The following is a 15540-nucleotide window of genomic DNA, read 5'->3' on the forward strand; positions in this document are numbered from 1 at the left end:
GATGAGCCGTGACGCGTAAGCGGCCGGGTTCCTTGCGTTACCCGGTGCCTTACGCCCCACCGGCTCACGGCTCACCAAGGCGATTCGCATTCCGACTCAATCAACAAGCCGCGAGCCACGGGTTCGTTAGCATCCAACTGGGGCTTGCGGCCAAAACGCCCCGATCCACTTAGCGACTTGCCCGCTCTAGATGTTGTGAGATCAATTGGATCAAACGGTCGGCCGAGGCGACTTCGCCGACCGTGGTGCTGGTAGGAAACAACAGCTTGGGAATTGCCCCTTCGCCAGCTCGCTTGTACAACGACACATGCTTTGCAATGTAATCGCTCGGTATCGGACCACTCATCGTCTCGCGAAGCTTTTCCGAGTCAACTACCTGCGATGCGTGCTGTAGTGCAGTCGCATAGTTTGGCTTGTTGTCGAATACGTAATCATGGAATTTGGGGAACGCTTTAGGGTCGACTACCCAGACCGAGATGGCCAGGCGTGCCAAGTCACATGCTTCGGCATGTGCAGCACCCGTTTGGCGAACCGTGGGGTTACATGATCGGTCCAGCGGTACCGGCAGTACGATCACGGCTAAGCGATCACCATAGCGTGCTTTCGCTTGTGACAGCGCACCATGAGTGCGTTGGCAATGAGGACACGTGTAATCAAACAACTCGACAAACACCAATTCGGCGTCAGGCTTTCCAATCAACGGCCACTGGCGAGTATCAAGTTTCAATCCGCCTAGTATGCTTGCGGTACGTCTCTCAGGCTGCTTTGTCGACGTGTTTGCACCATCAGCCTGGTCGACTTGCCCCATCATTAACATGCTGGGATTCAGCAATCCCAACGCCAACGAAACTCCCGTCACGGTTGTCTTTGCAGGGGGTGTGGCAGAGCTGGTCGACGAAATCGGAGCTTCGAATAGCATCGAATCGCTATCCGGCGTCGTCGATTCCGCAGGAAGTGTCGTTTCGGCGGGGATCGCTGCAGGCGGAGTGGTGTGTTCGATCACTTCGAACGTATCCGGTGCAGGCGTGCTGACTTGCAACGCAATTAACAATGCGACCGACGTCACTGCCGCACCACTGACTTTGGCGAGCGTCGACTTGCGAAGCGGTCGACGCCACAACACCGCGACTGCCGCGACTAAGCCGGCGGCGTGCGCGACCAAGCAGTAGGGGCAGAGATGCTCTAGCAAGAAGACCTGCAAACCAACAAACCAAAGTGCTGCCGCGCCGGCCGTCAATGCCGCAAAGCTGATCATCGGCCAACGGTACCGCTCCCACCGCAACTGCATCGGTCGCAGCAATAGCAGTCCTAAGATCGAAGCGTGCGTCAAGATCGCAGGAATGCTGACGGGTATCGACATCACGGTCGCCCAGCGGCTATGCAGAACATGATCGCAATTGAACAAATCACCGCTGCATCCCGCCACGCTGCCCGACGTCAACGAAACCCAAGCCAAATAGCTGCTGCTGGCCAGCGCGATGCTGCTACACAATAACAACACCCATTTGATCGGTGCGACTGACGCAAAATGCCCGCGATGCCGCCCGTGAGTGGCGTGATGTGAATGTGAAAACGGAAACCAGCTTGACGACGAACGGTCGAACAAATCCGCAGCAGACATCTTATTTCTCTTCAAATTTGGCGTAAGGCATGATGCAACTCTCGATTCGTCGATAGCAAAGCAGGTGGCGTGCCGCATCCGGTTCCACAGCCTCGGCCAAGGCGACGACCGCAGAAAAAGCCGCTATTTTTGCGGCGAATAGCAACTTTTGAAGTTTCCGCACTGACCTGAAAGCTTGCCGGCTTGATTGCCAAATGACCAAACTGGACAAAAACGGGACATGGATTTGGGGGTACCCCCCGATCGTCAACCGTGATCGACAGTGACGTCACACGTTGACGTACCGAAAGGCCTAAAAGGGCGTTTTGGCCTCGTTTTCACGTAAAAACCGCCATAAAAGTGTTGCGGCATCTTGATTGCATTAGAGGGGAACTCGCCGCCACGGGAGTGACATGATTCCTTCTTTTCGCGAACGAAAGCCTCGACATGTTAATGCGCAACCCCGATTATCCGCTTGACGAATTTGATGTTCCGTCCGATTTCGACGAGTCCGTCTTTGACTTGGTCGCCTCTCGTCATGCGGCAACCGCGAAAGTGCCGACGTCCGAACTGGTCCAACACGATTCAGAATTCCCTCAAGTACGCGGCCAAGTGATCTTGTGTCTGTTATTCGCTGTGGCGATTGCATTGAGATCATTGTTTGTATCGTGATCCGCTGGCGACAAAGCGGCAGCGCTGTTTTACTCGCCTCAACCGGACGGCTCGCGCCCAATGCCATCTACTTTGGTAGTGGGACTCGCCAGAGTTCCTGGTGTTTCAACAGCAAAGAGGGGAATTCTGGCGAATCCCACTACTTGAGCCCCCCGCAATGGTTACCAAAGTAGATGACATTGGGCTCGAGCCCTGCCGCTAAAACCTGGCGGAACACGGGGATAAATGCTTCACAGCGTTGGACAAAAGGGAACAAGCGACAAAGCGGAACGGGGTGCTATTCTATTCGGCCTGCTTGCTTAAAAGTTGAATCACACCGATTGCTCAGCTTAGAATGACTTAAATGGACGTCCAACTGCACCCGAACGACGAAATCAGCAACGATTGTTTCCGCGCGATCGCAAACTACACCTACGATTGGGAGAGCTGGCACTCACCCGAAGGAAGGTTGCTGTGGGTCAACGCGGCCGTCGAGCGAATGACCGGTTACCGGCCAGATGAATGCTTGGCGATGCCCGACTACCCGCTTCCGATGGTCGCACCGGAGGACCGCGACCGGATTGCCGAGGTGATGCAACAGGCACGCGAAGGCCATTTTGGAAACGATGTCGATTTTCGCGGGATTCACCGAGATGGCAGTGAACGCTGGTTGGCGGTTTCATGGCAACCGATGTACGACGAATCGGGAACCCATCTTGGATTTCGCGCCAGCATCCGCGACTTTACCGAACGTCATCAATTACGAGAACAATTACGGCTGCACGCGGAACATCTCGAACAATTGGTCCAAGAGCGAACCGCCCGGATCGCTCAATTGGAGGTCCATCGTCGCAAAATGGAAAAGCTGGCCGCGCTGGGACAACTCGCCGCTGGGGTGGCACACGAAGTCAACAACCCGTTGGCCGGAATCCGGAATGCGTTTGCCCTTTTCAAATCGGATTTGACACCCGAGCACGAACATTTCGAGTTGCTCGAACTGATCGACAGCGAGATCGAACGGATCAGTTCCATCACGCATCAAATGTACCAACTGTACCGCCCCAGCCAGCAACAGCGTGGCCGCTTTTTGATGGAAAAGGCGATTGCCGATGTGGTGTCGCTGTTGGAACCGTTGATGCGAAAAACCGGCGTCCGCATCAACTTGATTGCCAACCCGAAGCCGGTCGAAGTCACGTTGCCTGAGGGCGAGGTCAAGCAGATCCTATTGAATCTGATTCGCAATGCGATCCAAGCTTCGTCGAGCGGCGAAGTGGTAACGGTGCAAGTGAGCACAAGCAACCAATCGGTTCGCGTGGCTGTCCGCGATCACGGCGATGGCATCGACGCCGAAACGCTGCCGTACATCTTCGATCCGTTTTTCAGCACGAAAACGGGCCAGCCGACGAATACGGGCCAGTCAAAACAAGGAATGGGATTAGGTCTTTCGGTATCACGAAGTCTCATTGAGGCGATGGGAGGATCGATCGAAGTCGACAGTCGACCCGGCGAGGGAGCTGTTTTCGCCGCGTTCTTCAACCGTTCGTAACCAACAATCACGTCATTCCATTTGGCTTCTCCAACTCTCTACTACCGCAACACTCGCATGAACGATTCTCCCTTGGCTCGCATTTTGATCGCGGATGACGAACCGCTGTACTTGCGTACCACCGGCGAATTATTGCGTAAATCGGGTTACGAGTGTGTTTGTGTCGCGGACGCAAATGCGGCGATGGAAGCGCTGCGGCGAGAGCGATTCGATTTGGTGTTGTCGGATTTAAATATGCCCGGCAACTTGAAACTGGAACTGCTTCGCGAAGAGCGTCGTCATTGGTCGCACATTCCGTTAATCGTGATCACCGGAGTTCCCTCGGTGCCCACGGCGATCGAGAGCATCCGATTGGGAATTGCCGACTACCTGCTAAAACCCGTCAGCTACGAAGACCTGCTGGGCAGCGTACAACGAGTTCTGGCGCACCCGTCCCACGTTCCTGAAGCCACTGACCCGGCGAACGACATCGCACAGCGAACGCTGATTGAAAAATATCCTGAAATCGTCGGCAACAGCCTCCCCATGTTGGAACTGCTGGACATTATCGATCGTGTCGCACAAACCGATACCAACATCCTGATCACCGGTGAAAGCGGTACGGGCAAAGAGGTGGTCGCCCGAGCGATTCACGATCATAGTCAAAGAAAAGACAATAATTTCCAAGTGATTGATTGCACCGCAATCCCCGACGCCTTGTTCGAATCGGTGTTGTTTGGACACGTCAAAGGATCGTTCACCGGCGCGGTCAAGGACCAGACGGGGCTGCTAAGTCATTGTCATCAAGGGACCGCCTTTTTTGACGAACTTGGCGAATTGCCGGCTACGTCGCAAGCGAAATTGCTGCGTGCAATTCAGGAACAAATTTTTACCCCCGTTGGCAAGAGCACTCCGGTTCAAGTGGACACGCGTTTTATTTGCGCGACCAACCGCAACTTGGAAACCGAAGTGCGTGAGGGACGTTTTCGCCAAGACCTCTATTACCGTCTTGGCGTGATCCATATCGAATTGCCACCACTGCGTGAACGTGGCGAAGATTGTGTGTTGTTGGCCAAGCGTTTCTTGTCACAACTGCGGCCCAGCGGTTCGCCGGTCACCCAATTCTCTGATGAAACCCTTGACTGTTTTCGTCGATACGAATGGCCAGGAAACATTCGCGAATTACGAAATGCGGTCGAGCGAGCGATCGCACTGTCTCGGGGCGAAACGATCGAATTCGCCGACCTGCCCGAACCATTAAGACGCGTTCGCGACGGTGGCAACCACCTGGTGTCGGTGTTTGGCGATGCTTCACGTGATGACGCGGTCGAAAGTGCCGAACATTCGTATTTGAGTTCGCTGATTGAAAAACATGCCGGCAACATCTCTAACGCCGCGCAACAGGCTGGCCTTTCGCGGCAAGGCATGCACAAGCTGTTGAAGAAACACGGCATCGCGGCGGCCGACTACCGCAAATAGTTTTAGTTTTTGATCGAGTCGAGGTGGGACTTGCGGTCATCAAGTTGCCGAAGCGAGGGGAGCTTCATGTCCATTCTCCTCAGCCCGCGAAGCGGATAGCGGGGGAGAAGGAAAGGATGAGGGGTGGTTTTCAGACGGAGCCTCGTGTCGCCCTGTCAACGTAGGGTGTCATTTGACCAAACACCGCTCGGTTTTGACGGGCGTGTTGCGCGTTCCATCGGCAAACGTCCTGATTCATTATTGCCCGGCGAGGAGAATTTTCGCCACTTTTCGGACGACGATGGCGGACGCCCAAACCCAATAACCATTGTTTCTCGATTGGACGGTCCAATTCGGACGGGTTAGGTGAAAAATCCCTGTTGCTTTGGCGCGGCGGTTGCAATGCAGAAACCAAGCCGTCGTCCAGGCATCCGAAACGGAGGACGGAAGCGGGCTCATCCGAAGCTCGCTTTTTTGATCCTCATGCCGTGACCGTTCTCGTCCTTGACAAAATCCCACCACTCAAACTTGCTCTCAAAATTAAACCTACGTCATAAATTTGAGACGCCCACTCTCGATTCGGAGCCTCATTTCGTGAGCTACAAACAAATCGTTATCACCCGAAGTGATTATCAACGTCTTGATGAACTGCTGTCGACCCATTTTACGCAGGCAATCTACGACCGGGAAAATCTACTGGCATTACGCGGCAAATTGAATGTGGCCGAGATTGTTGATTCGCGAGAGATTCCCGCCGACGTCGTGTCGATGGATTCGATCATTCAACTGCGAAATCGCAACACCGACAAATTGGAAACCTATACCTTGGTGTATCCCGAAGAAGCTCATATCGCGACGGGTAAACTGTCAGTGCTTTCGCCTATCGGTACTGCGATTCTAGGTTGTCGAGTCGGAGATTGCGTTCACTGGAATATCCCCAGCGGATCTATCAAGATGCAGATCGACGACATTTTGTTTCACCCCGAACGCAAAGCGATGGCAACCTAGTGGTCACCCACCGTTGATCGCGCCGGATGGAAACGTCTCGTCCGTCACCGGGGTATTCGACGGACTAGGAAGTCCATCGTACGCTTCAATCAACAAGCGGCTAGCGGGCTGTTGTGTATTCGACGAGCTAGGAAGTCCATCGCACGAGTAAATCAACAAGCGGCCAAAGCGGCTAAGAGACCGAAAGACTTCTGCCTGGCTGCTTAGCTCTTTGCCGTTTCGGATTTCCGGTGAGATCACTTTCCCGGTAGAGAAGGATGCCTCACCACGCGTTTTGAGTTGCTGGCGACGGACAATCGTTAGATGGCGAAACGGATATTCAATTGTGTTACAATTCACGGAGAATGAATGGCTTCACCAACAACCAATGACTCTCGTTACAAGCACATCCAACCAGTCCCACACAATGTGACGGTTCTACTTCCTGAACGACCGATCGATCGATTCGTGCGCCCGGTCGCTCGCTTTTTGCATATTGAAGCGACCAGCGGCGTGCTGTTGATGTTTTGCACCGCATTGGCCATTTTCATGGCTAATTCCGCTTGGGCCGATTCCTACCTCCAATTTTGGAAAACCGAGGTAGGAGTCTCGTTTGGAACGCTGCAGTTTCAGCATTCACTGCGGCACATCATCAACGACGGGTTGATGGCGATTTTCTTTTTTGTGATTGGATTAGAAGTCAAGCGTGAATTGGTGCACGGAGCGCTTTCGGATCTTCGTCGCGCCGCGTTACCGATCGCAGCGGCTGTCGGCGGCATGGTTGTACCGGCAGGCATCTATTTGGCGCTGCAATATGATCAACCCGCCGCACGCGGTTGGGGAATTCCAATGGCGACCGACATTGCATTTGTCGTCGGATTCTTGGCCCTACTCGGTTCGCGTGTGCCCAATAATCTACGCGTGCTGTTGCTGTCGCTGGCGATCGTCGATGACATCGGTGCGATTATCGTAATTGCCGTTGGCTATACCAAAGAATTGGATGGTCGCTTCCTGATGCTGGCAGCAATCGGGATCTCCGTCGTCCATCTCTTCTCGCGGATTGGCGTTCGCCGTTTCCCGCCCTATATCATCGCTGGGCTCGTAGCCTGGCTTGCGTTTCACGAATCGGGAGTCCACGCAACCTTGACGGGCGTGATTCTGGGGTTGATGACGCCAGCCAAGGCCACGATTGTGCCGGATCACTTCCATCAATACTTGATCAAAACCGGCGAATCGTTTCGCGGTGAAAGTTGGCACACGGTCAATCAGCGTGCCAGAAAGGTGCGTGAGGTTCAGCGGTTGACGCGTGAAACGGTTTCCCCGCTGGAGTACCTTGAAACAACGCTGCATCCTTGGAGCAGCTATTTTATCATCCCGATCTTTGCATTGGCCAACGCGGGCGTTGTGATGCAATTGAGTAACATCGAGGATTCGGTTGCGATCGCAGTCACGCTGGGATTGGTCGTCGGTAAACCGCTGGGCGTGTTGCTGTTCTGTATCCTGGCCGTCAAACTCGGTTGGGCAAGACTACCCTCGGGTGTGAGCTGGCGTATCTTGATCGCGGGCAGCTTCCTGACCGGCATCGGTTTTACCATGGCGTTATTCATCGATGGATTGGCGTTCGGTGACGATGGGCTCGACACCGCTAAAACAGGCATCATCGTGGGGTCAGCGATCAGTGCAATACTTGGTATGGCGATGCTGATTTGGACGCTCCCCAAAGCCCCCACCTCGACAGCAGAGGTAGAGTAAATGTTGAAATCAATTTTCTGGCTCGGGGTTGTCTTTTGTTCCCTGACGATCATTACGGTTGGATCGCGTGTCGTTGCGGACGATGATCAAGCGGCGCCGGATCCATCCACACGCCATCTTCCGCCGGGCGAACTGGGGCGTTTGATCGAGCTAGGCCGTGAATTGGTCGAAAACACCAAGGATCATCCATTATCCTGACCCTATGTCGGCAACGCACTGAATTGCACCTCGTGTCATCTCGATGCAGGAACGCACCACGAAGCGGCCTCGTTCATCGGTGTCGCAGCGGCCTATCCGGCGTGGTCGCCGCGGGAAGGAAAAGTCATCACGCTGGAACAGCGAATTTGTATGAGGATCATTGTGCTTCGTGCCATGCCGACGACGGATCGAAACATCAGAGTAAGGGGGCGGTCGAGGACAATTTCTCGCTTTTCGGACGAGGATTCATCAAACATGGGTTTTGGCTTTCAGCTCTTCTGCCAATTCGTTTAGTGCAGCAACGAGATCGTCCAGGACCGGTTTGATCGAATCAAGGTCGCCATTTTTTCCTTGATGCTCGAGTGTTTCTGCGGCCTTGACCACATCGATCGCACCAAAATACCCCGATGCTCCCTTTAGAGTATGAGCGGCTCGTGAGAGTCCCGCTGCGTCGTCGTGATCCATTGCGGCGTGAATTTTCTCAAGCAACTGCTGCGATTCATCCAGATAGACTTTCGCTAGCTCGCAAGCCATCTCTTCACTGCCACAGGTTTGTTCGAGTGTCATTTCCCAGTTGAGCTGCGGTTGCCCATTCGTTGCGGGGCTCTCCTTCACTGCGTTCTCACCTGTTGCGGGCAAACACTTTGCCGAACACGGCTGCGGCAAATCGGGTTCGACCGACGCCATCGCTGCGGCGCCGGACTCCTGCAGCGCCCCGCTTGCTGATTGATTAATGACGCGCTGCAATTCGTGCGGATCAAACGGTTTGGCGATATAGTCGTCCATCCCGGCGGCGAGAAATCGTTCGCGATCTCCCTTCATCGCATTTGCGGTCATCGCGACAATCATTTGATGGGTGCTCTTATCCCCTTCCATCTCGCGGATTGCGGCAGTCGCTTCGATCCCATTCAGCTCTGGCATCTGAATATCCATCAAGATCAAATCAAACGTTTCGCGACGAACCGCATCCACGGCCTCGCGACCGTTCTGCGCCAGCACCACTTGGTGACCCCATTTCGTCAAAAAGCCGATCGCGACCTTTTGATTCACGATACCATCTTCGGCCAACAGCACCTTCCTGGGCTGCACCGACATTTGTGAAGCACGCGAATCATCCGCGGTGTCGCCGATGGACGTGATCCCCAACAACTCTAAGACCGCATCGAGCAACTCCGACGCGATCACCGGCTTCGTCATAAAGCGAGCAATTCCGATGCGACGCATGACGGCCGGCTGCAACCCGCCCACTGATGACGACAACATCACGATGGTCATAGGCGATTTTACCTTGCGACTTGCTAATCGCTCGGCGAACTCCAATCCATCGATCTCGGGCATATGATAGTCCAGCAAGATCAAGCGAAAGGGCGTCTTAGCTTGCTCCGCCGCATCAATTGCCTCTAACGCCTCGTATCCATCACCCGCCATCTCGGCATCGAGCCCCCACTGTGCGAGCATCTCTTGCAAAATACGGCGGTTGGTTGAGTTGTCGTCAACCACCAACACCCGAGTTCCCCGCAAACGTTTGAGGTCGGCAGGTCGACGCGGTGACTGATCCGCCGCGATTTGCAAGTGGATCAAAAAATGAAACGTGGTACCCACCCCCGGCTTACTTTCCAACCAAACGCGTCCTCCCATCATCTGGATCAATTTGGTTGAAATCGTCAGCCCTAGCCCAGTGCCTCCGAAACGTCGCGTGGTTGACGTATCGACTTGCGAAAACGCTTCGAAGACCTTTGCTTGTTTTTCCTCGGGAATTCCAATTCCCGTGTCTCGCACGCTGATGTGTAGTACTGCCGTTTGGTCGGTCACTTCGTCTGAGTTGACATCCACCACGACTTCGCCCGATTCAGTAAATTTGATCGCGTTGCCGACAAAATTGACGATAATTTGTCGCAATCGTCCGGGGTCGCCCACCAAACGATTGGGAATCGATGGGTCGATGCGCGCCGCCAATTCCAAACCTTTCTCATCCGCTTTGAGTGCGAATAACTTCATCGCCTTGCCAACACAATCTCGCAAATCAAAGTCGATCTCTTCGAGCTCTAAACGATCGGCTTCGATTTTCGAAAAGTCCAAGATATCGTTCAGCAACCGCAACAACGAATCGGCGGATTGACGGATCAAACCGAGGAATTCTTGCTGGTCCTGTTCGAGCCGCGTATCGGACAACAACTCGGCCATCCCAATGATGCCATTCATGGGCGTGCGAATCTCGTGACTCATATTGGCCAAAAATTCACTCTTGGCCCGATTCGCAGCCTCGGCTTCGATTCGCGATTGCTGCAGCGCCGCGTCGGTCCGATTCAGTGACGCGGCGCTCCACCAAATCAAACCACTGAATACAACGATGTTGGTCAACACGAACATTGACAAACCCATGACCGGGTCAAACACGCCATGCTGTTGTGCCCACCAGCGACATCCACCGATCACGGTCGGAATAACAATCGCGGCCGGCAACAATCGTCGCGCCATCACGCCGCCCGCACCGCGGTCGCTGATGATTTTCATCAGACCTTCGGTCGGACGCGAATGCAGAATGCCAAAACAAAGGACGGCAAAACCGACGGCGGTGTTCAGTGCCATCGGAATATACGCTTTCATCCCAATCAGATTGACGCTGCTATAGGCGTAACCCACGATCGCCAGCAGCGACACCAGCGCCGCCGCCAACGTGAACACTTCGGTGGGCAGCGACCGCCATCGCCAACGAAGATTCGCAAAAACAAGTGCGAGACCACAGAACAGGAAATTGAGCGCCGTGTTGGGCGCCATCCGATTGGGAATCTCATAGGCGTCCAACTTTGCTGGAAACAGCCAGCGATCGGGCCCCCAATCGAAACCAAACTGGTAACCCAAAATACGAACGGCCGCCATCACAACGACCATCGACGCCAATCCAATCGCTGCCAATCGCGAGGAGGACGCCTCAGCAGACTGCTCCGACGCCGGGTCCGATCCATGATCCGAATCCAACCGAGACAGCCACAGCGCTACACCACACAGCATAAATCCAATGGCTGTTCCGCCCGGATTCATTGCCACTTTGCCTGGCAACAACGCTCGCAACGCCTCAAGATCCAATGACCAACCGATCAACACAATCACACTGATCGCGATCACCACCACGCTGGCAACGCGGGACGCCCGACGAAACTTGGCAATTAGCTCTGGCTGTTCTGGGTCCTGAATATTGCCCATTCGATCCCCTTTCAGACGAGGGTGCTTCCGCACGGAGGATTTTTGTTTTGGAAGTTGGCACGCTCTCGATGCTAAGCAGGTAGGTAGAAATGATTGGCTGAGTCCCCGTTCGCAGCCTGCTGATTTAGTCGAAATGCAAATCGCATCGATGAGCCGTGGGCCGTAAGGCACCGGGTAATGCGTGGAACCCGGCCGCTCGCGCGCGAGCGGCTCATTAAATCAACGTCCTTCTAGCCCCGGTGTGCTTGGGAACCGTGGCTAGCGGCCAAAACGGCTAACTTGCCGAAAGGCTTCTGCCTACCTGCTTACCCCTATGCTACCACGCCAGGCACACGCGGGGGGAACAACACGGCCCAAATGACGGAAGACGATTTTTGTCACACATCTTAGCCGGACAACATAGTATTGCGGGCCAGCGGCTCGGTTCGCAGCGGATCCGTAGCGATGTGCAGAAATCGAGTCTTTTTGGGCACCAACCCCACGGCCGCGCTGTAAGCCTATAGAATACGGCAGCCCCCCAAGTCTGGACGTGCTACGAACCAGCGAGAATCACCATGACGCCTGCCGCGATCGTCATGCCCCCAAAACATCCCCCCCTCGTTCATTACCAAGCTCACCGCTATCTCTTGCCGTTCCTTGATCTGTTTGCGATGTCGGACACAGATCACTCAAATGAAAGGTGTTCCCATGATGTGTGATCGCTTTATGACGATCTTTTTCCTGCGATGCCCACAGCGGATGATCCAATTCAGTTTGCTGATCGCTGTCGCGTTCGGATTGCCGAACGCCGTCAGATCGCAAGTCAATGCTGCGGAGCCCGCGGTTTTTCGTGCCGGTGCTGCGAAAGTCAAAATCACACCTCCGCTGGGACTCGAGATTGTTGGGAACTGGAATCGGCCTCCCGCCACGCATATCCATGATGACCTGCACGTACGATGTTTGGCGCTCAGCGATGGAACCACCACGATTGCATTTGCGATTTGTGACAATGTTGGCATTCCTCGTGATGTATTTGACGCGGCTCGAAAGCTGATCGATTCCGAGACCGATGTTCCGTCGGCAAACGTGTTGATGTCGGCCACCCATACGCATTCGGCGGTTTCTGCGAGAGCCGATCGCAAAGTCGATGGAGTTTTGATATTAGACAGCTACCAAAGTCTATTGGCGCGCCGGATCGCCGACGGGATCGCCAGCGCGGTGGCCAAAATGCAGCCTGCCAAAATCGGCTGGGGTGGTGTCAATGAGGCGTCCGAAGTTCACAATCGTCGCTGGTACGTCAAAGACGAAAAGCTACTGACGAATCCGTTTGGCGGCGTTGACAAAGTCCGCATGAATCCGCCTCGAGGCAGCGACAAGCTGGTCGAACCCGCGGGACCTATCGATCCCGAAGTCTCCTTCCTGAGCGTGCAATCGCTCGACGGCAAACCGATCGCGCTGTTGGCAAACTACTCGTTGCACTACGTCGGTGGCGTGCCCAGCGGTGATGTTTCCGCCGACTACTTTGGAGCCTTTGCAGAAAAAATTGGCAAACGCATTGGGGCTGACGCCGAATCGGAATCCTTCGTTGGCATCATGACGAATGGTACCAGCGGTGATGTCAACAATATCGCCTTTCGCGAAAAATCAGCCAAACACGAACCGTATCAACGGATCAACGAAGTATCCAATTTGATTGTCCAGCGCGTCGCCGACGCGTACAAGGAGATCAAGCACCACGAATGGGTTTCGTTGTCCGCCGCGTCGCAAGAACTCGAACTACAAATGCGGAAACCTGATCCCGAAATGATGCGTTATTTCGCGAGTCTGCAAGACGCCGGCCAATCGCCCGCCAATGTTCATCGACTCGCTTCGATCTACGGCGACCGGGTCAGCAAGATTGCCGAGGGGCCTGAAACCAGTTCGATCCTGCTGCAAGCCTTCCGCATCGGTGATTTGGGGATTGTGGCGATCCCATTCGAAGTATTCGCCGAAACCGGGCTCGATTTGAAGAAACGCAGCCCGACGTCGGATACGTTTACGATCGAATTGGCTAACGGCAGCTACGGCTACTTGCCGACGCCGGCGCAACATAAATTGGGAGGTTACGAAACTTGGCTGGGCACTAATCGGGTCCAATTGGATGCTTCGGATCGCATCTCCGATGTTCTTTTGTCACTGCTAGATCAAATGGGTCAGAAATGAAGCGTCCATCGAAACTGAATCGCATCGTCGCAGGGATAGCGATCGCCGCCGGGTCTACGGTGTCGACGGTTCCTGCCGAGCAGCCGACGGAGAATTCGCTTGCGTCAGCCAACCAAGCAGCCATCACTTCGCATTCCCCCGAGGCATCGCTGGAGAATTTGAAAGTCCGCGAGGGTCTCGAGGTCCGTTTGGCTGCCGCCGAACCCGATGTCGTTGACCCTGTTTCAGCCGCCTGGAATCCCGATGGCAAGCTGTGGGTCGTCGAGATGCCCGATTACCCACAACCCAAACCAGGTCAAACCGAGCGACATGGTCGAATCCGCGTTCTGTCCGATCGCGATTCCAATGGCCGATTCCATACATCCGTTACCTTTGCCGACGGACTCGATTTTGCCACCGGTGTTCTGCCGTGGCGAGACGGTGCGATCGTCACGATGGCTGGTGAGATCGCGTTTCTACGTGACGAAGACGGCGACGGACGAATGGATACGCACGAAACCTGGTTCAAAGGGTTTAAAACGGACAATGAACAACTTCGCGCAAATCATCCAAAACTTGCACCGGATGGATATGTCTATGTCGCCAATGGGCTTCGCGGAGGCGAAATCACGGCGGTCGATCCTCGATTCGATGAACGTCCTCAACCGTTAAAACTGCACGGTCGCGATTTCGTTTTCGATCCACACGGGGGTTACTGGGGAACCGTGTCGGGAAACAGCCAGTTCGGATTAACCATCGATGGGTTTAATCGACGCTTTGGATGCAGTAATCGCAATCCCGCAATCGAATCAGTGCTTTCGATCGATGTGGTCGATCGAGACCCATTCTTGACGCCGGGTGATGCGATTACCGATGTGGGTAAATCGGGTTTTGAATCCGAAGTGCATCCGATCAGCAACGCCTGGACCACCAGCAACCTACACGCCGGTCAGTTTAGCGCTGCGTGTGGCGTGACCGCCCCGGGATGGGCGATCGACAACGCGTCCGAGTGGTTATTGGTGTGCGAGCCGACCGGGTCGCTGGTCCAGCGCCAACGTTTGCAATGGGGCGACGGCGAATGGCACAGTGAACGCGAGGAAAACGAAGCCGAGTGGTTGGCCAGTTCGGATGACTGGTTCCGCGCCGTTGACCTCGTTCCCGACGTCGATGGTGGCGTATTGGTTATCGACATGGCTCGTGCCGTGATCGAGCATCCGCAATGGGTACCGGTTGAATTAAAAAACCGTCCCGATACCTGGGACGGCATTACGCTTGGCCGAATTTGGCAGGTACATACGACGGACAAGCAGATCAATTCGGTGGCGGTTCGCGACGATGCGGGCGCCATCGCGGCAATTGTTTCGGACGATCTGCTATCGCGAATGCTCGCATCGGAATACTTGTATGCTCACTATTCGGCCGATGTACCGCCACCATCCAAAGTGATTGAATCGCTCGGTGACATGCTAGCTGATGAAAAAATCGCTGGCGAATCGAAGTCGCGGATCGCTCTGTTGTTGAACCGCTGGGGTGCACTAACGCCGCAGCAATACTCTTCACTACTACATGACAAGCATGCTCGCGTGCGGGCAATGGCCGTCAAAATGCGTCAAGACAACCGCGTCGATGGCAGCTCTGTCGCCGCAATGCCAATGTTGATGTCGGCACTAGATGACGCTGAATTGGTTGTTCGTCAAGCGGCACTCGAATCGCTGGTCGCTTCGGTGGATGCGTCACAGTTGACCGATGCGATCGTCGCCCGATTGGTTTCGCTAGCGGTCCAGGATCGCGATGCTCCTTGGATCTTGAAACTATTGACGGCGTTTCCTGACGCGTTTGCTAGTGAACTATTGGCAGCCAGTTTGCCAACGCCTGCGAGCACGGCGACTGCTGTGATCCCCACGTCGGTCTTCGAAGGCTGGATGCGTCGAGTTGCAGCCAAAGATCCACAGCGTGCCACCGAGCTGCTGGCCAAATGGCTGGCCGAGGCGATGCCCGCAGGAAG

General features: G+C 54.8%; 12 protein-coding genes. 9 read left to right on the forward strand and 3 right to left on the reverse strand.

Annotated features, from left to right (window positions below):
- Positions 1-169: 169 nt before the first annotated feature.
- Positions 170-1621 (reverse strand): vitamin K epoxide reductase family protein, encoded by a 1452-nt coding sequence (locus tag RMSM_RS09640; protein ID WP_008694804.1) that lies wholly within the window; start codon positions 1619-1621, stop codon positions 170-172.
- 426 nt (positions 1622-2047) lie between these two features.
- On the opposite strand from RMSM_RS09640, the gene RMSM_RS09650 reads away from it, so the two are divergent.
- The 4 genes from RMSM_RS09650 (at position 2048) to rnk (ending at position 6242) form a co-directional block, all read left to right on the forward strand.
- Entirely contained in the window at positions 2048-2272 is a 225-nt protein-coding gene (locus RMSM_RS09650) for a hypothetical protein (RefSeq protein WP_040765013.1), read from the forward strand.
- A 343-nt stretch (positions 2273-2615) separates the two neighbouring features.
- On the forward strand, positions 2616-3797 hold the full coding sequence (locus RMSM_RS09655) for a two-component system sensor histidine kinase NtrB (RefSeq protein ID WP_008694810.1): 1182 nt from the start codon (positions 2616-2618) through the stop codon (positions 3795-3797).
- Positions 3798-3854: 57 nt separating this feature from the next.
- Complete coding sequence (locus RMSM_RS09660) at positions 3855-5255, forward strand: sigma-54-dependent transcriptional regulator (protein WP_008694813.1); 1401 nt, start codon at positions 3855-3857, stop codon at positions 5253-5255.
- Between the two features lie 573 nt (positions 5256-5828).
- Positions 5829-6242, forward strand: coding sequence for a nucleoside diphosphate kinase regulator (gene rnk, locus RMSM_RS09670; protein ID WP_008694817.1), 414 nt, complete (start codon positions 5829-5831; stop codon positions 6240-6242).
- Between the two features lie 3 nt (positions 6243-6245).
- Here rnk and RMSM_RS09675 read toward each other — a convergent pair whose 3' ends face one another.
- Positions 6246-6581 (reverse strand): hypothetical protein, encoded by a 336-nt coding sequence (locus RMSM_RS09675; protein WP_008694819.1) that lies wholly within the window; start codon positions 6579-6581, stop codon positions 6246-6248.
- A gap of 108 nt (positions 6582-6689) precedes the next feature.
- On the opposite strand from RMSM_RS09675, the gene nhaA reads away from it, so the two are divergent.
- From nhaA to RMSM_RS43765, 3 genes are read left to right on the forward strand one after another with little or no spacing between them, the layout of a single operon-like run.
- Positions 6690-7973, forward strand: a complete 1284-nt coding sequence (gene nhaA / locus RMSM_RS09680) for a Na+/H+ antiporter NhaA (RefSeq protein ID WP_008694821.1) — start codon at positions 6690-6692, stop codon at positions 7971-7973.
- Positions 7974-8171 carry a hypothetical protein gene (locus tag RMSM_RS43600; RefSeq protein ID WP_008694823.1) on the forward strand — a complete coding sequence of 66 codons (198 nt, stop codon included), beginning with the start codon at positions 7974-7976 and terminating at the stop codon, positions 8169-8171.
- Positions 8172-8189: 18 nt separating this feature from the next.
- Positions 8190-8465: a c-type cytochrome gene (locus RMSM_RS43765; protein WP_390172832.1), complete on the forward strand. Its 276-nt coding sequence runs from the start codon at positions 8190-8192 to the stop codon at positions 8463-8465.
- Here RMSM_RS43765 and RMSM_RS09690 read toward each other — a convergent pair.
- The gene (locus tag RMSM_RS09690; RefSeq protein WP_008694824.1) at positions 8421-11375 is read right to left on the reverse strand and encodes a response regulator; all 2955 of its coding nucleotides are present in this window, start codon (positions 11373-11375) and stop codon (positions 8421-8423) included. The two genes, RMSM_RS43765 and RMSM_RS09690, sit on opposite strands and share 45 nt — an antisense overlap.
- A 672-nt stretch (positions 11376-12047) precedes the next feature.
- Here RMSM_RS09690 and RMSM_RS09695 point away from each other — a divergent pair.
- Entirely contained in the window at positions 12048-13556 is a 1509-nt protein-coding gene (locus RMSM_RS09695) for a hypothetical protein (protein WP_236622070.1), read from the forward strand.
- Positions 13553-15540, forward strand: a 1988-nt coding sequence (locus tag RMSM_RS09700) for a PVC-type heme-binding CxxCH protein (RefSeq protein ID WP_008694827.1), incomplete at its 3' end; no start/stop codon positions are given. The genes RMSM_RS09695 and RMSM_RS09700, both read left to right, overlap by 4 nt.

The sequence above is a fragment of the Rhodopirellula maiorica SM1 genome (assembly GCF_000346295.1).
GTDB classification, from domain to species: domain Bacteria; phylum Planctomycetota; class Planctomycetia; order Pirellulales; family Pirellulaceae; genus Novipirellula; species Novipirellula maiorica.